Source organism: Nocardia sp. CA-128927 (assembly GCF_050955855.1).
Classification (GTDB): Bacteria; Actinomycetota; Actinomycetes; order Mycobacteriales; family Mycobacteriaceae; genus Nocardia.
This window is the reverse complement of the sequence record NZ_CP192087.1, coordinates 1583087-1606547: the sequence shown is the minus strand read 5'-3', so window position 1 is coordinate 1606547 and position 23461 is coordinate 1583087. Positions and strand designations below refer to the sequence as shown.

General features: G+C 66.5%; 22 protein-coding genes and 1 tRNA gene. 6 read left to right on the top strand and 17 right to left on the bottom strand.

What is annotated here, in order from left to right; all coding sequences use genetic code 11:
• Positions 1–38: 38 nt before the first annotated feature.
• The 17 genes from atpA to argS form a co-directional block, all read right to left on the bottom strand.
• Entirely contained in the window at positions 39–1676 is a 1638-nt protein-coding gene (gene atpA, locus ACQPW1_RS07480) for a F0F1 ATP synthase subunit alpha (RefSeq protein WP_433661995.1), read from the bottom strand.
• 86 nt (positions 1677–1762) lie between these two features.
• Entirely contained in the window at positions 1763–2572 is an 810-nt protein-coding gene (locus tag ACQPW1_RS07475; RefSeq protein WP_433661994.1) for a F0F1 ATP synthase subunit delta, read from the bottom strand.
• 19 nt (positions 2573–2591) lie between these two features.
• Positions 2592–3155 carry a F0F1 ATP synthase subunit B gene (locus ACQPW1_RS07470; protein ID WP_397139588.1) on the bottom strand — a complete coding sequence of 188 codons (564 nt, stop codon included), beginning with the start codon at positions 3153–3155 and terminating at the stop codon, positions 2592–2594.
• 5 nt (positions 3156–3160) lie between these two features.
• Positions 3161–3409 carry an ATP synthase F0 subunit C gene (locus ACQPW1_RS07465; protein WP_150407935.1) on the bottom strand — a complete coding sequence of 83 codons (249 nt, stop codon included), beginning with the start codon at positions 3407–3409 and terminating at the stop codon, positions 3161–3163.
• Positions 3410–3479: 70 nt separating this feature from the next.
• A complete protein-coding gene (gene atpB / locus ACQPW1_RS07460) occupies positions 3480–4328 on the bottom strand; it encodes a F0F1 ATP synthase subunit A (protein WP_433661993.1) in 849 nt (282 codons plus the stop codon).
• Between the two features lie 249 nt (positions 4329–4577).
• Positions 4578–5036, bottom strand: coding sequence for a hypothetical protein (locus ACQPW1_RS07455; RefSeq protein ID WP_433661992.1), 459 nt, complete (start codon positions 5034–5036; stop codon positions 4578–4580).
• A gap of 11 nt (positions 5037–5047) precedes the next feature.
• Complete coding sequence (locus ACQPW1_RS07450) at positions 5048–6196, bottom strand: glycosyltransferase family 4 protein (RefSeq protein ID WP_433661991.1); 1149 nt, start codon at positions 6194–6196, stop codon at positions 5048–5050.
• An 81-nt stretch (positions 6197–6277) separates the two neighbouring features.
• Positions 6278–6943 (bottom strand): L-threonylcarbamoyladenylate synthase, encoded by a 666-nt coding sequence (locus ACQPW1_RS07445; protein ID WP_433661990.1) that lies wholly within the window; start codon positions 6941–6943, stop codon positions 6278–6280.
• A gap of 184 nt (positions 6944–7127) precedes the next feature.
• Positions 7128–8006: a peptide chain release factor N(5)-glutamine methyltransferase gene (gene prmC, locus ACQPW1_RS07440; RefSeq protein WP_433665177.1), complete on the bottom strand. Its 879-nt coding sequence runs from the start codon at positions 8004–8006 to the stop codon at positions 7128–7130.
• A 31-nt stretch (positions 8007–8037) separates the two neighbouring features.
• Positions 8038–9108, bottom strand: coding sequence for a peptide chain release factor 1 (gene prfA, locus ACQPW1_RS07435; protein ID WP_433661989.1), 1071 nt, complete (start codon positions 9106–9108; stop codon positions 8038–8040).
• 93 nt (positions 9109–9201) lie between these two features.
• Positions 9202–9450 carry a 50S ribosomal protein L31 gene (gene rpmE, locus ACQPW1_RS07430; RefSeq protein WP_433661988.1) on the bottom strand — a complete coding sequence of 83 codons (249 nt, stop codon included), beginning with the start codon at positions 9448–9450 and terminating at the stop codon, positions 9202–9204.
• Between the two features lie 627 nt (positions 9451–10077).
• Positions 10078–12237, bottom strand: a complete 2160-nt coding sequence (gene rho, locus ACQPW1_RS07425; protein WP_433661987.1) for a transcription termination factor Rho — start codon at positions 12235–12237, stop codon at positions 10078–10080.
• A gap of 359 nt (positions 12238–12596) precedes the next feature.
• Positions 12597–13568, bottom strand: coding sequence for a homoserine kinase (thrB, locus tag ACQPW1_RS07420; RefSeq protein ID WP_433661986.1), 972 nt, complete (start codon positions 13566–13568; stop codon positions 12597–12599).
• Positions 13569–13617: 49 nt separating this feature from the next.
• The gene (gene thrC, locus ACQPW1_RS07415; protein ID WP_433665176.1) at positions 13618–14679 is read right to left on the bottom strand and encodes a threonine synthase; all 1062 of its coding nucleotides are present in this window, start codon (positions 14677–14679) and stop codon (positions 13618–13620) included.
• Positions 14680–14750: 71 nt separating this feature from the next.
• The gene (locus tag ACQPW1_RS07410; RefSeq protein WP_433661985.1) at positions 14751–16103 is read right to left on the bottom strand and encodes a homoserine dehydrogenase; all 1353 of its coding nucleotides are present in this window, start codon (positions 16101–16103) and stop codon (positions 14751–14753) included.
• Positions 16100–17521, bottom strand: a complete 1422-nt coding sequence (gene lysA, locus ACQPW1_RS07405; RefSeq protein ID WP_433661984.1) for a diaminopimelate decarboxylase — start codon at positions 17519–17521, stop codon at positions 16100–16102. The genes ACQPW1_RS07410 and lysA overlap by 4 nt, the downstream gene beginning before the upstream one ends.
• A gap of 43 nt (positions 17522–17564) precedes the next feature.
• Positions 17565–19223, bottom strand: a complete 1659-nt coding sequence (gene argS, locus ACQPW1_RS07400) for an arginine--tRNA ligase (protein WP_433661983.1) — start codon at positions 19221–19223, stop codon at positions 17565–17567.
• Positions 19224–19337: 114 nt separating this feature from the next.
• Here argS and ACQPW1_RS07395 point away from each other — a divergent pair, with 114 nt between their 5' ends.
• The 6 genes from ACQPW1_RS07395 (at position 19338) to ACQPW1_RS07370 (ending at position 23380) form a co-directional block, all read left to right on the top strand.
• Positions 19338–20258: a DUF3105 domain-containing protein gene (locus ACQPW1_RS07395; protein ID WP_433661982.1), complete on the top strand. Its 921-nt coding sequence runs from the start codon at positions 19338–19340 to the stop codon at positions 20256–20258.
• Positions 20258–20968 (top strand): DUF305 domain-containing protein, encoded by a 711-nt coding sequence (locus ACQPW1_RS07390; protein WP_433661981.1) that lies wholly within the window; start codon positions 20258–20260, stop codon positions 20966–20968. The genes ACQPW1_RS07395 and ACQPW1_RS07390 overlap by 1 nt, the downstream gene beginning before the upstream one ends.
• 104 nt (positions 20969–21072) lie before the next feature.
• A tRNA-Arg gene (locus ACQPW1_RS07385) sits at positions 21073–21145 on the top strand.
• Between the two features lie 279 nt (positions 21146–21424).
• Complete coding sequence (locus ACQPW1_RS07380) at positions 21425–21856, top strand: hypothetical protein (protein WP_433661980.1); 432 nt, start codon at positions 21425–21427, stop codon at positions 21854–21856.
• Positions 21857–22120: 264 nt separating this feature from the next.
• Positions 22121–22960 (top strand): DUF1684 domain-containing protein, encoded by an 840-nt coding sequence (locus ACQPW1_RS07375; RefSeq protein ID WP_433661979.1) that lies wholly within the window; start codon positions 22121–22123, stop codon positions 22958–22960.
• Positions 22961–23011: 51 nt separating this feature from the next.
• Complete coding sequence (locus ACQPW1_RS07370) at positions 23012–23380, top strand: nuclear transport factor 2 family protein (RefSeq protein ID WP_433661978.1); 369 nt, start codon at positions 23012–23014, stop codon at positions 23378–23380.
• The last annotated feature ends 81 nt before the right edge of the window (positions 23381–23461 follow it).

Sequence of the window (23461 nt, the reverse complement as noted above, 5' to 3'; positions counted from 1 at the left end):
CGTCTTTACGAATAGCTCGCATCAGTCCCGAACCTGGGTCACTTCTCGACGTGCTTGCGGGTGACCGACAGGGTCTCGACCTCTTCGTGCTCGAGATCGGCCGCCTCGGCCTCGTTCACCACACGGCTGCCATCGGAAGCGAGGAAGCCCTGCTTGAACTTGTCGGTCTCCGACTTGATCTGATCGGCGGCCTCGTCCTTGAGGACCTTGCCACCCTCGATCGACTTGAAGGCGTCGGCCGCGGCGCGATGCAGGTGCTCGAGCAGTTCGACGTTGAAGCGACGAATGTCGGCGACCGGGACCGAGTCGAAGCGACCGTCGTCGACCAGGAAGATCGAGACGATCTGGTCCTCGACGGCGACCGGCGAGTACTGGTCCTGCTTGAGCAGCTCGACCCAGCGGGCGCCACGCTCGAGCTGCGCCAGCGACGCGGCATCGAGGTCGGAGGCGAAGGCGGAGAACGCCTCCAGCTCGCGGAACTGCGCCATTTCCAGACGCAGCGAGCCGGCGACCTTCTTCATGCCCTTGGTCTGGGCCGCGCCACCGACACGGGAGACCGAGGTACCGACGTTGATCGCCGGGCGGACGCCCTTGTTGAACAGGTCGGACTCGAGGAAGACCTGACCGTCGGTGATCGAGATGACGTTGGTCGGGATGAACGCCGAGATGTCGTTGGCCTTGGTCTCGATGATCGGCAGACCGGTCATCGAGCCGGCGCCCAGCTCGTCGGAGAGCTTGGCGCAACGCTCCAGCAGACGCGAGTGCAGGTAGAAGACGTCACCCGGGTACGCCTCGCGGCCCGGCGGGCGACGCAGCAGCAGCGAGATGGCGCGGTACGCCTCGGCCTGCTTGGTCAGGTCGTCGAACACGATGAGGACGTGCTTGCCCTGGTACATCCAGTGCTGGCCGAGGGCCGAACCGGTGTACGGCGCAAGCCATTTGAAGCCGGCCGAGTCCGACGCGGGGGCCGCGACGATGGTGGTGTACTCCAGCGCGCCGCGGGCCTCCAGCGCGGACTTGACGCCCGCGATGGTGGAACCCTTCTGGCCGATGGCGACGTAGATGCAGCGCACCTGCTTCGCCGGATCGCCGGAGTCCCAGTTCGCCTTCTGCGCCAGGATGGCGTCGATGCAGACCGCGGTCTTGCCGGTCTTGCGGTCGCCGATGATCAGCTGACGCTGGCCACGGCCGATCGCGGTGAGGGCGTCGATGGCGGTGATGCCGGTGGCCAGCGGCTCCTCGACGGGCTGACGCTCCAGCACGGAGGCGGCCTGCAGCTCGAGCACGCGCTGCTCTTCGGCCTCGATCTCGCCGAGTCCGTCGATCGGGTGGCCGAGCGGGTCCACCACGCGGCCGAGGAAGTTGTCGCCCACCGGAACCGAGAGCACGTCGCCGGTCCGGCGGACCTGCTGGCCCTCTTCGAGGTCGGCGTATTCGCCGAGGATGACCGCACCGATCGAGCGGTCTTCGAGGTTCAGCGCCACGCCGAGCACGCCACCCGGGAACTCCAGCAGCTCATTGGCCATTGCCGAAGGCAGGCCACTGACATGCGCGATGCCGTCGGCCGTGTCGGTGACAACACCGACTTCTTCGATGGAGGTCTCGGGGGTGTAGCTCTGCGTGTAGCTCTCGATCGCGCTACGGATCTCGTCGGAGGAGATCGTCAGCTCCGCCATGTTCTTCCTGCTCTCGCTGTGTCGAATGTCGGGGTGGGGGGACGGCAGCCGGCGAAGCCGGCGGGGTGGGTAAGACCCGCGGAACGTCAGGTCAGGGACCGACGCAGCCGTTCGAGCCGGCCGATGGCGCTGCCGTCGATCACGTCGTCGCCGACGTGTACGACGAGCCCGCTCAGCAGACTCGGGTCGACCTGTACGTGCACCTGGATCGGCTTGTCGTAGATGCGGTGCAGCGAGGCGGCGAGCCGCTCGCGCTGCTGTGCCGACAGTTCGATCGCCGCACGCACGTGCGCCACGATCTGGTCGCGGCGGGCCGCGGCCAGATCGGACAGTTCGTCGAATGCCACCCCGACTGCCGTCTTCTGCCTGGTCACCACCTGCTCAGCCAGGGTTAGGGTGATGGATTCGGTCTTGCCGGTGAGCAGGCGATCGACCAGTTCCCGCTTCGCCTCGGCCGGCTTGGTCCGATCGGAAAGGGCCTGCTCGAGGTCGGGGTTGTCGCTGATGATCCGACCGAGCCGGAACAGCTCGTCCTCGACCGCGTCGAGCCGACCACTGTCGGACGCCGACTCCAGCAATGCCTCTTGCCCGAGCAACACCAGGGTGTCGACCAGGTCGGCGGTCCGGGACCAGTCCTGGGCCACGGCGGTGGTCAGCACGGCCTGAGTGGCCGGGCTGACCTTGCCGCCGAAGACCCGTTCACTGAGCTCGGCCCGTACCGAACCGGGCACCGACACGTCCGCGAGCGCAACACGCAGCGAACGCTGGTCGTCCAGCACGGCGACAACGGCGAACAGTTCGGAACCCGTTGTGGCCGCGACACTGTCGCTTCCGGTCAGAGCGGCCCTGAGCGCCTCCCGAGACCGGGCGCAGGCCTCGCGGCTCGCTGCGTACATGCTTCTCACTTTCGCGTCGCTACCTTCCGACCCCGATGCCGGCTTTCGACTCGTCGTCGAGCTCGGTCAGGAACCGCTCGATCGACGCCGCCTGCTTAGCTTCGTCCGAAACCGACTGCCCGATAATCTTTTCGGCCAAATCTACGGCGGTATGGCCGAGTTCGGAGCGCAGTTCGGTAAGGATTTGCTGGCGCTGTGCTTCCAGCTGGCTGTGGCCCGCGGCAACGATGCGGTCACTTTCGGCCTGCGCGTCCGCGCGCATCTGCGCGAGGATCTGCTGGCCCTGGGTGCGCGCGTCCTCACGGATACGCGATGCCTCGAGCCGCGCTTCGGCCAGCTGCTGCTGGTACTGCTGCAGTGTGAGCTGGGCCTCTTCCTGCGCGGCCTCGGCCCGGGCGATGCCGCCCTCGATCTTATCGCTGCGCTCGTCGAGCACCTTGAGCAAGCGCGGGATCACATACTTGTAGAAAACGACGCCGATGATCGCAATGCAGACCACCGACCACACGATGTCGTATGTCTCGGGGATGAGGGGGTTGATGTCTTCCCCAGCATCCGCGGCGAACACAGAAAGCCCGTTCATGGCAATCAGAAGATGAACCCGGCCACAAGGCCGATCAGGGCGAGGGCCTCGGTGAACGCGATACCGAGGAACATGTTGGTACGGATCGTGCCCTGGAGCTCGGGCTGACGGGCAATGCCCTCGATCGCCTTACCGACAACGATGCCAACACCGATGCCGGGGCCGATGGCGGCGAGACCGTAGCCGATAGCGCCGTATCCCTTGATCTTGTCAGAGTTCGAAGCGGCTTCCTGGGCCAGGTACGCGAGGCTCATGAGGTTCCATTTCCCTTTCTGTTGCTCACCCGCCGGTCGGCGTGTGTAGCAGGTATCCGGTAGTTGTGGGTCAGTGCGAATCTGCGTGCTGAGCCAGCGAGATGTAGACCGCGGTCAGCAGGGCGAAGACATAGGCCTGCAAGAAGATGACCAGGAGCTCGAAGAGGGTGAACCCGAGACCCGCGATCAGCGAGAACGGCGAGAACACCTTCATCCACGAGACGGCATCGAACAAGAAGAACCAGGTGGCGCTGAAGAAAAGCACCAGCATGATGTGTCCGGCCAGCATGTTCGCCATGAGTCGGACCGTCAGCGTGAACGGCCGCAGTATGAACGTCGAGACGAATTCGATCGGAATCAGCAGCACATGCAGCGCGGGCGGGACATTCGGAACAACGACGCTGGCGCGCATGTAGGTGAAGAACCCGTACTTCTTGATACCCACGTAGTTGAACGCGACGTAGGCAATGAGGGCCAACACCAGCGGAAAGCCGACTCGGGCGTTCGACGAGATGTTCAAACCCGGAATGATGCCGGAGAAGTTCAGAAAGAGCACCGAGAAGAAGATTGTCGCGATGAGCGGAAGGAACTTGCGACCGGTTTCCTTACCCAGGATCTCGTCGGAAATCTGCTCCTTGACGAACACCAGAGCGGTTTCGGCGACGTTCTGCAGTCCGCGCGGGACGAGGCGCGGATTCCGGAATGCGAGCATCATCACGACAATCAGGACCGCCGACATGATCAGCCTGATCAGCATCAGGCGATCGAGTTCGAACGGCGTACCCTCGAACAGCAGCGCTGGAGGGAAGAAGTCGGACAGCGATGGCGCGTGGAACTCGCCCGCCAAAGTGGTGACGCTCAGCGTTCTCTCCCGTGTTCGGGCCGTGGGTTCGGTTGATCCCACGGTTCGATCGGACATTGACGATCAATTTGGGTCGACTCAGGTCGGCTCGAAGTTCGTCAGCAGCTGTGCGGCGGGTTTTGATTCCACCTGGCGTCTGTACGTGTGTCGGCGACATCGTCGACATGCAGAACCGGAACCCTCAGAGCCCGGCACGGCAGTAAGCATAGCGGCACTCGGAGGGATCTTGACGATCCCCCCTCGCTTGGTTGCTTGCTTACCAACACTTTACCAAGTTATCTACGACAGCGTGTAGGTGGGTGGGGATCAATCTTCCCGAGTCGGCGATTCCGGAGCCGCGTCCGGCACCGTCACGTACGGAACCTTCTGGCGCACAACGCCATACGTCTCCGCACCGAGCACGATGACCAGCGCACCGATCACCGTCAAGAAAAGGACCATTCGGTCATAAAAGTCGAATTGATTCAGTATTGCTATGACCAAAAGGGCTACCAGCATTTTACCGACCCAGCTGGCCAACATCACCATGCCCGCGGTGGACGGCGGCAATTTCGCGCCGAACAACACCACCGCGGCGGTGGTCAGAATGAAGCCGCCGCCGATGGCCGAGCCGATCAGCGCACCCCACAGACCGGGCATGCCCGCGGCCGCGGCGCCGATCGCGACGGACAGCACCACCAGCACGCCCAATCCGATCAAGCCGTAGCGCAGCGCCGCCTTCAGCGGGGCGTCGGGACCTGGGACGGGGGTAGGTGTGAAGCTCACATTCGCGAACCTTACCCGGACGAAGATCGGTCCCCTGCGGGCTCCCCGCGTCGCATTCCCGGGATAGCGGTCACGACGAGGGCGAAAATCAGTCCGCCCGCCATCAGCAGAACCACCAGGCGACGATCCATCAACGACGTCCCGACCGCGCCGAACGCGAGCACACCGACCCATAAATAGATCAGCAGCACGACGCGGCGGTGCGAATGCCCGATCTGCAACAGCCGGTGATGCAGATGCATTTTGTCCGGCGTGGAGAAGCTCACACCCGCGCGCACCCGGCGAACAATAGCCAGCAGCAGGTCCAGCACTGGGATGAACATCACAGCGCCGACCAACAGCAGCGGCGAGAGCAGACCGACGATGTCGCGCGGGCCGTAGCCCTGCAAGGGAATGCGGCCCGAGGCACTCGTCGACGCCGCAGCGAGGATCAATCCGATCAGCATCGAGCCGGAATCACCCATGAATATCTGGGCGGGCTGGAAATTGTGCGGCAGAAATCCGATGCACGCGCCGGCCAGCGCGGCGGCGAGCAATGCGGGCGGATAGGTGTCGACCGAGCCGCCCTGCTCGTTCATCAACCCGAGGGAGAACACGAAAACGGCCGCGGCGGCGATGAAACCCAGTCCGGCCGCGAGCCCGTCGAGCCCGTCCACGAAGTTCATCGCGTTGATCAGCGTGACCGAGATCGCCACGGTGACCAGGCCGCCCTGCAACGTGTCGAGGACGACGGTGGAGTCGTCGAACGGGTTGTAGATGACGTACCAGCTCAGGCCCATCACGGCCATCACACCCGCGGCGGTGACCTGCCCGGCGAACTTGGTGAGCGCGTCCAGGCCCCACCGGTCGTCCACGATGCCGACCGCCACGATCAGCGTGGCCGCCACCAGCACCGCGGGGATGTCCGGGCGATAGTCGAATCCCCGTCGCAGCGCGGGCAATTGGTGCGCGAACAGGACCGCTGCCACCACGCCGATGTACATCCCGACGCCACCCATGCGCGGGATCGGCTTGACGTGCACGTCGCGCTCGCGCGGCACCGCGACCGCGCCGAAGGTGATGGCGAGAATCCGGATTCCGCCGGTCACCAGGAAGGTCACCACCGCGGAGATGAGCACCACCAGCAGCAGCTCGCGCAGCGGAACGACAGCGCCGCTCATCCGAGGGACCGCCCGATCACCCGCGATACCGTTCGATCGTCCCGCGGTGACCGTGCGGCGTCGGCACCCGGCGCCGCCGGGTCACCTAGTGGCAGCACTGGTCAGCGCCTCCGGCGACATGCCGAGCACGTCGGCGATGTCGCCGATGGGGACCGCGCCCTCGCGCAGGATGCGGGGCTGGTCGGCGGTGAGGTCGACGATGGTGGAGGCGATGGCGTGGTCCGCCGGGCCGCCGTCCAGGTAGACGCCGACGAGGTCGCCCAGCTGGTCGCGCGCCTCGGCCGCGATCTTGGCGGGCGGCTGGCCGGAGACATTGGCGCTGGAGACGGCCAGCGGGCCGACCTCACGCAGCAGTTCCAGGGCGACCGGATGCAGCGGCATCCGCAGCATCACCGTGCCGCGTGTGTCGCCCAGGTCCCAGGCGAGTGAAGGGGCTTGCTGCACAACGAGACTCAGGCCGCCGGGCCAGAACGCCCGGATCAGCTCGCGGGCCTGCGGGCGCACCGAGAAGACCAGGCCGTCGATGGTGTGCCAGGAACCGACCAGGACCGGCACCGGCATGTCGCGGCCACGACGCTTGGCCACGAGCAGCGAACTCACCGCGGTGGAGTCGAAAGCGTCCGCGGCCAGGCCATAGAGCGTGTCGGTGGGCAGCACGACGAGTCGCCCGGATTTCAGGGCGCTGGTGGCTGCGGTCAGTCCGGCGGCGCGCGTGTCGGGATCCGCGCAGTCGTAGACGGTACTCACGGGCACCATGCTAATCCGCCTCTCCGAGCCTCTTGGCCAGGCCTAGGTGCGTCACCCGTCGCAGACGCGGCCGGCGGTGAGGCATTGGTCGGGTTGGCCCGTCCCCGACGAGTTACCCATGTACTTACGAAATCAGTTGTTACCTTGGCATAACGGTGCGATCGACGCCCACACCGGGTAGTGATCAGTACTGAGCGCGGGTGGCGGCGACGAAGCGGGGTTTGCCCGCGAGGTCAGGATGTTCGACGATGTCGGTGAAGTCACCTTGTTTGCCCAGCAGAGCCGCGAGATCTGAGCCGTTCGAGTCATCGTGTTCGATGGCTGCGGCTCCACCTTTGCGCAGCAGGCGAGTGATCGTGGGGATCATGCCACGGATGACGTCCAGGCCGTCGGGGCCGCCGAAGAGGGCCAGGTGCGGATCGTGGTCGGCGACTTCGGGATCCAACTGCGCGCCTTCGGGGATGTAGGGCGGGTTGGAGACCACGAGGTCGACTCGGCCGTCGAACTCGGTCAGCAGCCTCGGATCGGTGACGTCGTCGGCGTAAAGGGTGATGGGTGTGTCGCCGTCGATGATGCACTGGTCGGCATTGCGGCGGGCCCAGTGCAGTGCCGACGGATCGAGTTCTACCGCACGGACATCGGCGTCCGGACGCGCGTGCGCGATGGCCAGGGCCAGCGCGCCGGAGCCGGTGCACAGGTCCACGACGACCGGCGTGTGATCGTGCGGCAGCGTCTCGAGCTGAGCCAGCGCCCAGGCGAACAGCAGCTCGGTCTCCGGACGCGGAATGAACACACCGGGCCCGACGGCCAGGTCGATCTCCCCCATCGCCACGGTTCCGGTCAAGTGCTGCAACGGAATTCGCTGCGCCCGCCGGTCCACCAGCGCGCGATACTCGGTCAAGGTGTCGGGCGCGACGAGTGGGGTCAGCGCCAGCCTGCTCCGCTCGACCCCGATCACGTGCGCGGCCAACTGCTCCGCATCGGCCTGCGGACTGTGTACCCCGGCCGTTCGCAACGTCTGGATGGCGTCGTTGATGGCGGGGCGCAGCGCTACGCGGGTCATAGACATGACAACAACTCTTCCCGAATCCCGCTTACTCCGCGGCCATTCGGGCTTCGCGATCCGCCTTGCCGAGTGCGTCGAGCAACGCGTCCATGTCGCCGTCCAGCACGGCATCGAGGTTGTGCGCCTTGAAACCGATGCGATGGTCGGCGATTCGGTTTTCCGGGAAGTTGTAGGTGCGGATGCGCTCGGAGCGGTCGACGGTGCGGATCTGGCTGGCCCGGCCCGCCGCGGCTTCCTGGTCGGCCTGTTCCTCGGCGAGTGCCTGCAACCGCGCGGCGAGCACCTGCATGGCGCGCGCCTTGTTCTGCAGCTGCGAGCGCTCGTTCTGGCAGGTCACCACGATGCCGGAGGGCAGGTGGGTGATCCGGACGGCGGAGTCGGTGGTGTTGACGCCCTGGCCGCCCTTGCCCGACGAACGGTAAACGTCGATGCGCAGGTCGGTTTCGTCGATCTGCACCGCTTCGACCTCGTCGGGTTCCGGGTAGATCAGGACACCGGCGGCCGAGGTGTGGATGCGGCCCTGCGATTCGGTCACCGGCACGCGCTGCACCCGGTGCACGCCACCCTCGAACTTGAATCGCGACCAGACTCCGTCGCGCGCGGCGTCGCGGCTCTTGATCGACAGCGTCGCGTCCTTGTACCCACCGAGATCGGACACGGTGACGTCGAGGATCTCGACCTTCCAGCCGTGCCGTTCCGCATAGCGGACGTACATGCGGGCCAGGTCGGAGGCGAACAGCGCCGATTCCTCGCCGCCCTCACCGGATTTCACCTCGAGCACCACGTCGTCGCCGTCGTGCGGGTCGCGCGGGGCGAGCAGGTCCGCGAGGGTCTGCTCCAGCTCCGCGACCTGGCGTTCCAGGTCGGGCACCTCGGCGGCGAAGGTGGCGTCGTCGGCGCCGAGTTCCCGTGCGGCGGCGAGATCGTCGCGCGCGGACTTCAGCTTCGCGTAGGTGGACATGATCGGCGCGAGTTCGGCGAATCGCTTGCCGACCCGGCGGGCAGCGCCCGGATCATTGTGCAGCGCCGGATCGGACAGCTGTGTTTCCAGGCCGGCGTGCTCGGCCAGAATGTCGTCGATCGCGGACGGTTGCGTCACTGTGCTCCCTCTTTCTGATTTCCTGATGAAAGGACCCCATACAAAACACCGACGCCCGGCCTGCAGGAGCAGGACCGGGCGTCGGCGAGGAAGCTAGTTGGCTGCGGCGTCGTCCGCGTCGGCCTTCTTGCTGCCGGCACGCTTGCCGTAGCGGGCCTCGAAGCGGGCCACGCGGCCACCGGTGTCGAGGATCTTCTGCTTGCCGGTGTAGAACGGGTGGCACTGCGAGCAGACCTCGACGTTGATGTGTCCGGACTCCTTGGTGCTGCGAGTCTGGAAGGTATTGCCGCAACCACAGACGACCGTGGTCTCGACATACGTGGGGTGGATTCCTGCCTTCATGGGTGTCCTCTCGATATTGGCCGCCGGGTCGCTCACGCGAGATTCGCGGGAACGTGAACCGGAGCCGACTTAGGCGGGAGGTCTGCTCGAAACAGAGCAGACGCAACGACCGTTCAGTATGCCAGAACAGTCCCTACGCTCCCAAAACACCCCCGGTAAGTGGTTTGTTCCCGCCCTAGGTACTCCCCCCATCGCCGCCGCCCCAGGAAGTTCGGGCACGCGCTTCGAGGCTGTCTCAGGAACCCTGAAGACGGGTAGTTCGCTACTCAGGTATGCGAACAGCTGCGTTCATAGAGTTTGAGGCCTCAGCACACCGGCGTGCGGTGATCAGCGAAGGGAGAACTTGTGAACATCCGAGTCGCGTCCGCGATTTTCGGTCTGTTGATTCTCGCTGTCGCGGTCGGCTGGTGTGCCCTTCCGGACACCGCGACCACGGCCGCGCCGGGAACCGCCGTCTACATCAAGGCTTCGGCCACCGCCCCGGAGGGGAGTGCGGTGGCGAGCCCGGCGGTCATTCTCGGCGGCGTGATCGGCGGCGCGGCCCTCATCGGGCTCATCTTCTTCAGCCCGCAAACGCCGAGAGGGCCCCGCTTGCACGGAGCCCTCTCGGCGGAACAGCTTGCGAACTTACTCGTCCAGTGCGCCAGGCGCGGTCTTGCTCACCTGCATCAGGAACTCGAGGTTGTTCTTGGACTTCTTCAGACGGTCGATCAGCAGATCGATCGCCTGGTGCGAGTCCAGGCCGGACAGTACGCGACGCAGCTTGTGCAGCACCGCGGCCTCGTCCGGGTTGAGCAGTAGCTCGTCCTTACGAGTGCCGGACGGGTTGACGTCCACCGCGGGGAACACGCGCCGTTCCGCGATCTTGCGGTCCAGCTTGAGCTCCGCGTTACCGGTGCCCTTGAATTCCTCGAAGATGACCGTGTCACCGGTCGAACCGGTCTCCACCATCGCGGTGGCGATGATGGTGAGCGAGCCACCGTTCTCGATGTTGCGCGCCGCGCCGAGGAACCGCTTGGGCGGGTACAGCGCGGTGGAATCGACACCACCGGACAGGATTCGACCCGAAGCGGGCGAGGAGTTGTTGTACGCACGGCCCAATCGAGTGATCGAGTCGAGCAGCACCACAACGTCTTTGCCCATTTCCACCAGTCGCTTGGCCCGCTCGATGGCGAGCTCGGCGACGGAGGTGTGGTCGCCCGGCGGCCGGTCGAAGGTGGAGGCGATGACCTCACCCTTCACCGAACGCTGCATGTCGGTGACCTCTTCGGGACGCTCGTCGACCAGCACGACCATGAGGTAGACCTCGGGGTTGTTGATGGCGATGGCGTTCGCGATGTCCTGCATGATCGTCGTCTTACCGGCCTTCGGCGGCGAGACGATCAGGGCGCGCTGACCCTTACCGATCGGCATGATCAGGTCGATGACCCGGGTGGTCAGCTTGTTCTGCTGAGTCTCCAAGCGCAGCCGCTGATTCGGGTAGAGCGGGGTGAGCTTGCTGAACTCGGGCCGCCGCTTCGAATCTTCGACGTCGCCGCCGTTGACCGTGTCGAGGCGAACCAGCGGATCGAACTTCTGTCGCTGGTTGTTCTGCTCGCCGTCGCGCGGAGCGCGGACCGCACCGGTGATCGCGTCACCGCGGCGCAGGCCGTTCTTGCGGACCAGGTTCATCGAGACGTAGACGTCGTTCGGTCCGGCCAGGTAACCCGAGGTCCGGACGAAGGCGTAGTTGTCCAGCACGTCGAGGATGCCCGCGACCGGCTGGAGCACGTCGTCTTCGCGGATCTCCAGCTCACGGGCCTCGCCGCCACCGGTGCCCGGCTCGCGGTCACGCCCACGACGACGCTCACGGAACCGACGTCCCCGCCGACCGCGACCGTCACCCTCGTCGTCGTCACCGCGGGTGTTGTTGCGGTCGTTGTTGCGGCCACCGCCGGCATTTCCGCCGCCGTTGCCGTTCTGGCTGTTGCGGTCACCGGATTGGTTGCGCTCGCCCGACTGGTTGCGGTCACCGGACTGATTCCGGTCGCCCTGATTCCGGTCGCCCTGATTCCGGTCGCCTTGATTGCGCTCACCGGATTGCGTGCGCTCGCCCTGATTGCGCTCGGACTGATTCCGCTCGCCGGACTGGTTGCGCTCACGGCGGCGCTCGCCCTGCTCGGCGTCCTGCTTCGGCTCGTCACCACGCGCATCGGCGGAAGCGGCCTCGCCACCGCCGGATCGCGCCTGGTCACGGCCGCGCCGCTGCCGACCACGACCACGCTGGCCACCCTCGCGGCCGGAATCCTCGGTGGATTCGGTCGTGTTGGCCGGTGCGGCCTCGGTCGGCGCCGAGTTCACGGGAGCGGATTCCTTTGCCGGGGCGGCAGCCTCGACGACCGGCGCTTCCTTTGCCGGGGCGGTGGACACATCGAGGGTCCCCTGCTCGGCCCGAGCGGGCGTCGACGCGGCGGCCGGCGCTTCCGTATTACCGGGCGTGTCGGCCTTGGCGGAAACCGCGGACTTGGCCTGTCCCCCTTCGGGCTTTTCACCCTTGGCCGGTTTCCCGGACTGATTTTCCTTGATAGCGGCGATCAAATCGCCTTTGCGCATTCCGGAGGTGCCTCGGATACCGAGCTCCCCCGCGAGCGCGCGCAACTGCGGCAACAACATTCCAGTCAGCCCCGATCGTGCGACGTCGGTTTGTTCGCTCATCTTCGAAATCTGTCCGGAGTCACTTTCGCGGTCCCCCGGAGATGTTGGGTTGGATTCCACCCCGGGTGTTGCGAGCAGGTCCGTATCTGTCACGGAAATCCTTTCCTTCCCCCGATTGCCGTGTGCTGTTTCGAGGGTTCGTCCCGCAGTCCGGGCATTCTGCCGGACTCGGATGCGTCCGTCCGCTTCGCCACCGGTGGTGTGAGGTGGGAGAGATCATTCCAGTTGCACAGCTACGCAGCACCCCCATGGCCTGGAGGCTCGAGCCTGGAGCCTGCTGGAGCGATTGCCCTGAGTGAAGCACCGGCGTCTGATGCGCACGATGTACGGACTCGCTCAGGATAGCTGCCCATTGCGAATCTCGGCAAGCCAGACGCGCCGCCGCGTCGCGAGCGACGGATCTGGAGGCGGCAGCGGAGTGTAACCACGGAAGATCCCGGGAGCGTCGCCGATCAAACACCGTCGATCAGGACTCCGTCGGCAAGTCCCGGTTCGACCACCCGCAACCCGTCCATGGCCGCGAGTTCACGGAGTTCGGCAGGGAATTCGCTGGTACCCAAGGCCAAAATGGTGGGACCCGCGCCCGAAACGGTGGCCGCGATGCCCGCCGCGCGCAGCCGGGAAACCCAGGTGGTCGTCAGCGGTAGCGCGGGCGCACGCTGGGTCTGATGCAGCCGGTCGGCCGTCGCGGGCATCAGCAGGTCGGGACGCTGGGTCAGCGCCACCACCGCCAGGGCGGCCCGGCTGACGTTGAACGCGGCGTCGCCGTGCGGCACCACCTCGGGCAGCAAACCCCTGGTGTGCGCGGTGGCCGAGCGTTCTTCCGGAATGAGCACCACAGGTCGCAGCGCCGGATGAGCGTCCAGCCGGACAGCGCGGTAGACCCGGCCGTGGTGCTCAGCTATCGGCACGTCGTCCTGGCCGATGTCGGCGGCCCGGTCGGTCTCGGTCCAGGACACCACGATGCCGCCGAGCACGCTGGCCGCCGCGTTGTCCGGGTGACCCTCGAATTCCGAAGCGAGCTGCACCAATTGGTCGGTCGAGGTGGCCAGCGCCGGATCGAACTTCGCCGCGACGGCGCAGCCCGCGGCGAGGCCGCCGACCACGGCCGAGGCCGAGGAGCCGAGCCCGCGCGAATGCGGAATCACGTTGCGGCACACCACATCGAGGCCGTCGGCCCACACCCCCGCCGACTCGAGTCCGCGCTCGATCGCGCGCACCACGAGATGTGAAGGGCCCCAGGGGACATCGTCGGCGCCCTCACCCTCGACCCGGATGTTGAGGCCGGAATCGGTAGTGCGCACCTCGATCTCGTCGTAGATCCCCAATGCCATACCGAGCGAATCGAATCCGGGACCCAGGTTCGCGCTGGACGCGGGTACCCGCGCGGTCACCGAAAGTCCCGCGGGCAGCGTGCGACTCATGCTCGCGGCCCGCGGCCGCTCGGATAACTGGCTTTCGCGCGAATTCAACTCAGGCCAGCTCTAGTTCGCGGGCGACCGCCACCGGATCCACCGGAATCGCCTGCACCTGCGGCATTCCCAGCAGCGCGGTGTCGGGATCCTTGAGCCCGTTGCCGGTTACCGTGCACACGACGGTCAGGCCCGAGTCCAGCCAGCCCTCCTCGTGTGCGGCGAGCAGGCCCGCGACACTGGCCGCCGACGCGGGCTCGACGAACACGCCCTCGCGCGCCGCGACGAGCCGGTAGGCCGCCAGGATCTCGTCGTCGGTGGCCGCGCGGAACGCCCCACCGGACTCCTCCTTGGCTGCCATCGCGCCGTTCCAGGACGCGGGTGCGCCGATCCGGATGGCCGTCGCGATGGTCTCCGGGTTGCTCACCGGGGCGCCGTTGACCAGCGGCGCGGCCCCCGCGGCCTGCACGCCGAGCATGCGCGGCAGCTGGGTGGTGATGCCGTCGGCGTAGTACTCGCGATAGCCGCGCCAGTACGCGGTGATGTTGCCCGCGTTGCCCACCGGCAGCGCGTGCACGTCGGGCGCCCTGCCGAGCACGTCGCAGATCTCGAACGACGCGGTCTTCTGGCCCTCGATACGGGCCGGGTTCACCGAGTTCACCAGGCCGATACTCGGGAAGTCCGAGGTGACCTTGCGGGCCAGCTCCAGGCAGTCGTCGAAGTTGCCGTCCACCTGAATGATCTTGGCGCCGAGCATGACCGCCTGGGCCAGCTTGCCCATCGCGATCTTGCCCTGCGGGATCAGCACGGCACAGGTCATGCCCGCGCGGGTCGCGTAGGCCGCGGCCGATGCCGAGGTGTTGCCGGTGGACGCGCAGAGCACCGCCTGCTGGCCCTGGTACTTGGCGTCGGTGATCGCGACCGTCATGCCGCGGTCCTTGAACGAGCCGGTCGGGTTCAGCCCCTCGACCTTGAGATAAACGTCACACCCGGTCAATTCGGACAGGTGTGGTGCGGGCACCAGCGGCGTTCCGCCCTCATACAGGGTGACCGGCTCCCACTCTGCCGCGCCCGCGATCCGATCGCGGTAGGCAGCGATCAGACCGGGCCAACGGGAGTGCACTCCTGCTTGGGGCGCCACGCCGGCGCTTACCCACCCCGCCGGCTCCGCCGTCTGCCGTCCCCTGGCCGTACTCATTCTTCGGTGCCTTCCAATCTAAGAACACTGGTGATTGATGTGACGGATTCCATTTCCGCAAGGGCGGCAACGGTGTCCGCGAGCGCGGATTCCACGGCGTGGTGGGTAACCACGACCAAGCGAGCACCCGTGCCGTGCCCCTCTTGGCGGACGGTCGAAATGCTCACCCCGTGCTTGGCGAATTCGCCCGCCACCGCGGCCAGGACCCCGGGACGGTCTGCCACCTGCAGGTTCACGTGATAGCGGGTGGGCGTATCGCCGATCGGCGCGATCGGTAGCTCAGCATAAACCGATTCGCCGGGAGCGCGGCCACCGTAGAACTTGTTGCGCGCGGCCATCACCAGATCGCCGAGCACCGCGGAGGCGGTCGGCGCGCCGCCCGCACCCTGTCCGTAGAACATCAGCCGACCGGCGTTCTCCGCCTCGACGACCACCGCGTTGAACGCGCCACTCACGGCGGCTAACGGATGCTTGCGCGGCACCAGCGCCGGATATACGCGAACCGAGACGCGGTCCTTGCCGCCCTCGGCCACGCTCGGCTCGCCCGGTCCGGCGGGCACCCGCTCGCAGATGGCCAGCAGCTTGACCGTGCAGTTCAGCGCGGACGCGGTCTCCAGGTCCTCGGAGCTGATCTTGGAGATGCCCTCGCGGTACACGTCAGCTGCGGTGACCCGGGTGTGGAACGCGAGCGAAGCCAGGATCGCGGCCTTGGCCGCGGCGTCGTAGCCTTCCACGTCGGCGGTCGGATCGGCCTCCGCGTAACCGAGGCGGGTGGCCTCCTTCAGGGTGACCCCGTAGTCGGCGCCGGTCTCGTCCATCGCGGAGAGGATGAAGTTGGTGGTGCCGTTGACGATGCCGACCACCCGGTTGACCCGGTCACCGGCCAGCGACTGGATGAGCGGGCGGACCACCGGGATGGCGCCGGCGACCGCGGCCTCGAAGTAGAGGTCGGCGCGGTTGCGTTCGGCGGCCGCCGCGAGTTCGCCGGTGTAGTCGGCCAGCAGCGCCTTGTTCGCGGTCACCACGGATTTGCCCGCGTTCAGCGCGGCCAGGATCAGCCGGCGCGGCGGGTCGATGCCGCCGATCACCTCGACCACGAGGTCGACGTCGTCGCGGGCGACCAGGGCGTCCGCATCGGTGGTCAGCAGGTGCGCCGGGAGGCCGCGATCGTTGTCGAGATTGCGGACCGCGACGCCGCGCAGCACCAGCGGCGCACCGACCCGGGCACGCAGGTCTTCGGGTTGCTCGCGCAGAATCCGCACGACCTCGGTGCCGACATTGCCCATGCCGAGGACCGCCACGCCGATCGGCTGATCTCTTCCCCACGTCTTCGGAGCGGGATTGGTCATGATTCAACCTCCAAGCTGAGCAGGTCCGCCACCGTTTCCCGGCGCAGAATGAGTCGCGGTTGTCCGTCACGCACCGCGACGACCGCAGGGCGGGTCAGCTGGTTGTATCGGCTGGACATCGAATAGCAGTACGCGCCGGTCGCCGCGACGGCGACCAGATCGCCGGGGCCGACATCTTCCGGCATCCAGGTATCGCGGATGACGATATCGCCACTCTCGCAATGCTTTCCGACCACGCGCGCGACCACGGCCGCGGCCTCGGACGAGCGGGAGACCAGGCGGCAGTCGTAGTCCGCCTGGTACAGCGCCGGGCGGATGTTGTCGCTCATGCCGCCGTCGACGCTGATGTAGCGCCTGCGCAGGCCGCCGTCGAGGGAGACATCCTTGATGGTGCCGACCTCGTACAGGGTGACGGTGCCGGGCCCGGCGATGGCGCGGCCGGGCTCCACCGCGATCTTCGGCTGCGGCAGGCCGATGGCGGCCGCCTCGGCGGCGACCAGGTCGGCCACCTTCGCGGCGAAGTCGTCCAGCGGCGGCGGGTCGTCGCTCGGCAGGTACGAAATACCAAGTCCGCCACCGAGATCCAGCGTCGAGATCTGCGCGGTGCGGTCGACGCCGAACTTCTCGATGGCGTCGTGCAGCAACCGCAGCATCCGGCGGGCGGCGATCTCGAAGCCGTCGATCTCGAAGATCTGCGAACCGATATGGCTGTGCAGGCCGACCAGGCGCAGGTTGTCCGCGTCGAAGACGCGCGCGAGCGCCTCCATGGCGTCGCCGCCGGCGATCGAGAAGCCGAACTTCTGATCCTCGTGCGCGGTCGAAATGTATTCGTGCGTATGGGCTTCCACGCCGACGGTGACCCGGACGAGCACGTCCTGCACCACACCGGCGCGACCCGCGATGGCCTCGAGGCGCTCGATCTCGATCAGCGAGTCGACCACCACGTGGCCGACCCCGGCGGCCACCGCGGCCTCCAGCTCGGTCGCGGATTTGTTGTTGCCGTGCAACGCAATTCGCTCGGCCGGGAAGTCGGCGTGCAGGGCTACCGCGAGCTCGCCGCCGGAGCACACGTCCAGCGAGAGGCCCTCGTCGCGGATCCAGCGGGCGATCTCGCCGCACAGAAAAGCCTTGGACGCGTAGTGAACTCGCGCGTTCGGGCCGAATGCGCGCACCATGTCGCGGCAGCGGGAACGGAAGTCGTCCTCGTCGATCACGAAGAGCGGCGTGCCGAACTCGACGGCCAGCTCGTGCACCGGTACGCCCGCCAGCCGGACCACGCCGTCGTCATCGCGGGAAGCGTTGCGCGGCCACACATTCGCGGGCAGATCGATCATCTGCTGCGGGTCGCGCGGGCGCTCCGGCAGATTAGGGGCATGCGGAATCTCGGCGTGCCGAGGTCCAGCAGGATGCGCGCTCATAGTCGTTCCTTCCCGGCGCTCGTCTGAAAGTTCTTGTGCCCGTTCACATGCGCTCCGGTGCGCTGACGCCGAGCAGAGCGAGGCCGTTCGCGAGGACCTGACGGGTCGCGTTGACCATCACCAAACGCGCGGCGTTGGTCGGGCTGACGGGCTCGTCCCCGAGGGGCAGCACGCGCAGGTTCTTGTTGGTCTGGAAACGGTGGTAGGTGCCGGCCAGTTCCTCCAGGTAGCGGGCGATCCGGTGCGGCTCGCGCAGGGCCGCGGCGCTGCTCACCACCCGGGGGTACTCGCCGAGGGTGCGAATGAGTTCGCCCTCTTCGTCGGAGGTCAGCAGCGCGAGATCCGGTGTCACCTTGTCGTATTCGAGCTCGGCGGCATTGCGCGCGATCGACGCGGTCCGCGCGTGCGCGTATTGCACGTAGTAGACCGGGTTCTCGCTGCTCTGACTGGTCCAGAGGTCCAGGTCGATGTCGATGCTCGAATTCACCGAGGAGCGCACCAGCACGTACCGGCCCGCGTCGACGCCGATCGCCTCGACCAGATCCTCGAGGGTGACCACGGTGCCCGCACGCTTGCTCATTTTCACCGCGACACCGTCTTTGAGCAGATTCACCATCTGCCCGATCAGCACCTCGACGGTGGCCGGATCATCGCCGGACACCGAGGCGATCGCCTTCAACCGACCGATATAGCCGTGATGGTCGGCGCCGAGCATGTAAATACACAGATCGAAACCGCGTTCCCGCTTGTTCTGGAAGTAGGCGATATCGCCTGCGACATAAGCGGGCTTGCCGTCGCTTTTGATGACAACGCGATCCTGATCGTCACCGTAATCCGAACTCGCGATCCACCAGGCGCCGTCCTTTTCATAAAGGTCGCCGGAATCCTTCATCGTCGCGACGGCCCGTTCCACCGCGCCGGATTCGAACAGCGAGCTCTCGTTGAAGAAAACGTCGAAGTCGGTGCCGAACTCGTGCAGCGACTGCCTGATCTGCGCGAACATCAGCTCGACGCCCTCGGCGCGGAACAGCTCCTGGCGTGCGTCCTCGGGCAGCGTCGGCGCCTCCGGGTGCGCGGCCACGATCGTGTTCGCGATCTCGCCGATGTAGGCGCCCGCGTAGCCGTCGTCCGGCGTCGGCGCGCCGGTGGCCGCCGCGACCAGTGACCTGGCGAACCGCTCGATCTGCGCGCCGTGGTCGTTGAAGTAGTACTCGCGCACCACGTCGGCGCCCTGCGAGGCCAGGATCCGGCCGAGCGCGTCGCCGACCGCGGCCCACCGGGTGCCACCGAGATGCACCGGGCCGGTCGGGTTGGCTGACACGAACTCCAGGTTGATCCGGGTGCCCTTCAGCGTCTCCGAGCTGCCGTACCCGGTTCCGGCGGCGAGCACCTGCTCGATGATCGCGCCCTGTGCGGACGCGGCCAGCCGGATGTTCAGGAAGCCGGGCCCGGCCACCTCGGCGGAGGCGACCTCGTCGGCCGCGCTCAGCGCCTCGGCGAGCCAGGTCGCCAGATCGCGCGGATTCGCGCCTGCCTTTTTCGCGACTTTCATGGCCACATTCGTGGCATAGTCACCGTGTTCCGGGTTGCGGGGGCGCTCGACAGTGACCTCGTCTGGGAGGACCGCGGGGTCCAGTCCGCGTTCGACAAGCACCTTCGCCGCGGTAGCGCGAAGGAGATCTGCAAGGTCAGCTGGAGTCACGAGTCTCTATCCTATGGTCTTGGCGGGTGTACACCTCGAGTGGGCACTGCGCCGGAACTGTCCGCAATCCACAGCACCCTGCGGATCCATCACATCGAGAGAGCACAACGAGCGATGCCGAGTAGTCCCAGCGCCAAATCGGCCAAGGCCGCCGCCAAGTTGTCCGGTTCCCGCAAAGGGGGCGGGCGAGGTCAACTTCCCAAGAAGAGTCGTCAGATCCCCTGGTTGGCCATCGGCGCGGCCGTAGTCATCATCGCACTGATCGGTGCCCTCGCCTACAGCCTGGTGCCCAAGTATCAGGAGAAGGCCGACCTGGAGAAGTTCACGCCGAGCGCGGAACGCAAGGACCCCTCGGACTCGATCCAGGGCGTGGTCAAGAAGGAGTACCCGGCGGGGCTGCACATCGGCCCGACGCAGCGGGTGGCCTACGACCAGAGCCCCGCGTTCGGTGGACCACACGACGCGGCCTGGGCCACCTGCACCGGCGTCGTGTACGACAAGCCGATTCGGATGGAGAACGCGGTGCACTCGCTCGAGCACGGCGCGGTGTGGATCGCCTACAACCCGGACAAGGTCGATGCCGCGGGGGTGGATTCGCTGAAGGGCAAGGTACAGGGCAAGCCGTACTCGTTGATGTCGCCGTATCCCGGGCTGGACAGCGCGGTTTCGTTGCAGTCGTGGGGGCATCAGCTGAAGCTGGACAGCGCCGGTGACCAGCGCGTCGGCCAGTTCATCACGGCGTTGCGCTTGAACAACTACACCTACCCCGAGGTCGGCGCGGACTGCTCGACGATCGCGTTCGACACCGACAATCCGCCGCCGTTCGACCCGACGCCGCCCGGACCGGGTGCGGTGCCGATGGACGGCAAGGGCCTGCAGCAGGATCCCTCGGAGATGCCCGGCGGGCTGCCGGGAGTGCCCGGCGTTCCTGGGCTGCCCGGTCTGCCCGGCGCGCCCGTCCCGAACCAGCCCGCACCGCGCCCCGCGCCGAACCCGGCCCAGCCCGCACCGGGCCAGCCGCAGCCGAGTCAGTAGTGGCTACCGAGGTCGAGCCGGTTTCCACGGAATCCGGCCTGGGTGCCCAGGTCCGTCGCCAGAGCACCGCGCTGCTGATCCTCGGCGTGATCGGCGCCATCCTGATCGGCGTCGCCATCGGCACGCTGATCCGGTTGCCGTTGAACAACTCGTCCGAACCGGATCCCGGCGCGGTGGATGTCGGCTTCACCCAGGACATGTCGGCGCACCACGCGCAGGCCGTCGAGATGGCAGGCGTCGTGCTGGTCCGCTCCACCGACACCGACGTGCGCCGCCTCGCCTACGACATCATGACCACCCAGCAGAACCAGGTCGGTCGGATGCAGGGCTGGCTACAGCTGTGGGGCAAGCCCGCGCAGAGCGTCGACGGATACATGGGCTGGATGAGCGGACAGCCGGGCGGGCACGGACATTCCGGCGCAACCCAGACCATGTCGGGCCCGATGCCAACGATGCCAGGCATGGCCACCCCCGCTGAGCTCGCCGCACTGCGCCAAGCCACCGGCCCGCAGCTCGACACCCTCTTCCTGCAACTCATGCTGCGCCACCACCAGGGCGGCCTGCCGATGATCCAATACGCGGCCGAGCACGCCGAAACCACCGCCGTGCGCACCCTCGCCGACACCATGGACAAGATCCAACGCGGCGAAGCCCAACTCATCACCACCATGCTCACCGCCCGCGGCGCCAACCCCATCCCACCGAACTGACCCCAACCGCCGCCCCCGACAACCCTTTTTGGCACACAGCGACCGATGCGATACGCTTTCCCCGCCCGATCGGCGGCCGCACCGCCCCGATCGAGTCCTATCCCGCCCTCGTAGCTCAGGGGATAGAGCGTCTGCCTCCGGAGCAGAAGGCCGCAGGTTCGAATCCTGCCGAGGGCACCGAAGTAAAAGGCCCCGACCAGTATCGATCTGATCGGGGCCTTTTTCGTACCCATCGGTCAGCCCGCCTCGATGACACGACCTCCCCCAGAGAACTGACGGGCGACGGCGGCTAGCTCGGGCGGGCCGCTGCGTCGGAGGCTGTGATGCAGATCTCGTGACGCCTCGAAACGCGAATCGACGGTCGTTGGTCGTGATACTTATCTGCTTGCTGGTGGCAGTGGCCACCGGATAGTTGGACCGGCACTGGGAGTTGCCGGGTTTAGGGGAGGAAGTGCGATGCGTCGCAAGATGATTCGGGTTCTGACTACTGGTGCCGTCGTATTGATCGGTGTGGGTGCGGCTGTGCCGCTCGCGTCGGCCGACCCCGCCCCCTCGGGGACGTTCACCGTCGATCCGACCGCTTCCGTCCCGGGCGGTCGATCGTCCTACGCGCTTGTCACCGGCACCGCGTTGTGTACCGGCAGTTTCGATGTGGCGATTCACCTTACACTCGATGAAAACAGTCATGTTTCAAACGGCGGTAATGCCAGCGACACGATTCGCTGTGACGGCACCCTCCGCAACTGGACTGTCATGTCTATGGCGACGATAGGCGGTTTCAACAAGACGTACGTGGCACCTGGAGATGGCAGAGCCACGGTGAATTTCTCCACCGGGAGTACTGGACTCGCCAGGAAATACCAGGACATCCAGTTCGTGGCGCAATAGTCTCCGAACCGCAGAACGCCTCGGTCTCGCCCTTAGACAGCAGACACAGAAGGCCCCCGAACAGCGGTTAGCTGTCGGGGGCCTTTCTCGTTCGGCGCTGCCGTTCGGTCGGTCAGCCGGCGTAATTGCTCGCGCGGCAACCCCTAGTCCCAGCTTGTTGCTTTATAGGCAATGTTTCACGCCCCTAGCGCATGGCGGTCGTAGTTTGATCTCAGGCGCGGGCAACGGCGTGCGCTCCTCGGCAGAGTAGGAAGTACACACCTGATGTATGCGGATCATGTTCCCTCGCAACAGCAGTCAGCGAATGGCGACACCCACGGCGGGCCCGCCGACTACGAAGCGTGGCGCAGGGGCAGGTGGGAAGAGATCGCCGGTCCGAACGGTAAGGCGAAGGTTGTCGCCAATGCCAGGGTGACCGGGCGGGATACCCACGTCATTCCGGGCGTTCCCGGGCAGTGGAGCATCACCGAGGCGGGTGCCTTGGCGGTATCGGTCGCTGCCGACGACCGCGTGACGGTCAACGGCGAAGCGGTGAACGGAACGACCGAAGTGCCATCCGGTAGCTCGCTCGAGTTCTCCGGGCGACGGATGGGCTTTGCCGGCGGCGCGGACGGGTCCTACGGCGTCGTCGTCATGGACGCCGAGGCCCTCGCCCGGTCGGGCCTCAGCGGGATCGACACCTACCCCTACGACCCGGCCTGGGTCTTCGAAGGCGAATATCGAGCGGCTCCGCAAGGCCGCCGTATCGAAGTGGGACGCCTGACGAATCCCCGCAGCACGGAAGCCATCTCGGCGCCCGTCGACCTCGCCATCACCATCGACGGCACCGAATACGTGCTGTCCGTACTGGAAGACATGCCGGGCCAGCGGCTCGTGGTCTTCACCGACGAGACCAACGGAACGGAAACACCTGAGATCGGCCGCTGGCTGGTGCTGCCACTACTCCAGCCCGGCAGCACCCTGACGGTCGACTTCAACCAGGCGACGCTCTCGCACCACCACTTGGCCCCGACCGTCTTCACCTGTCCGCTCTCGCCTCCCGACAACCACCTGCCCATGCGCGTCGAGGCAGGGGAACGCGCTCTCGTCTACGCCACGAACTGAGCGCCCGCCAATTCCCGACACGCCACTCCACGCACGAAGAAAGCGATTCCCATGAGCCAGGATCTCAAAGACAAAGTGACCACCTACCTCCGCCACCTGGAGAACCGGGAATGGGCCGAGGCACAAGCGATGTGCTCCGAGCAGGCCACCGTCTGGCACAACGACGGCAAGGGCGACTCGACGATCCAGGAGAACATCTCGGGCATGCAGGCTCAAATCGAACCCATCCGGTCGATGCGCTACGACATCACTCGGCAATTCTCCGAACCCGACGAAGTGTTGCAGCAACACGTCGTGCACGTTGTCATGCAGGACGGAGCGCTCTTCCGCCTCGATGCCGCCGCGTACTTCCGCTTCGAAAACCACCTCATCACTCGGATCGAGGAGTACGCCAGCCTGCCCAGCAGCGACGCCGCCTGAGCTACACCCGCTGCTTCCGGGCCAGCAACCACAGCACTATTGCCGACACAACCTACGAGATGGTGACATCCCAGAGTCGGG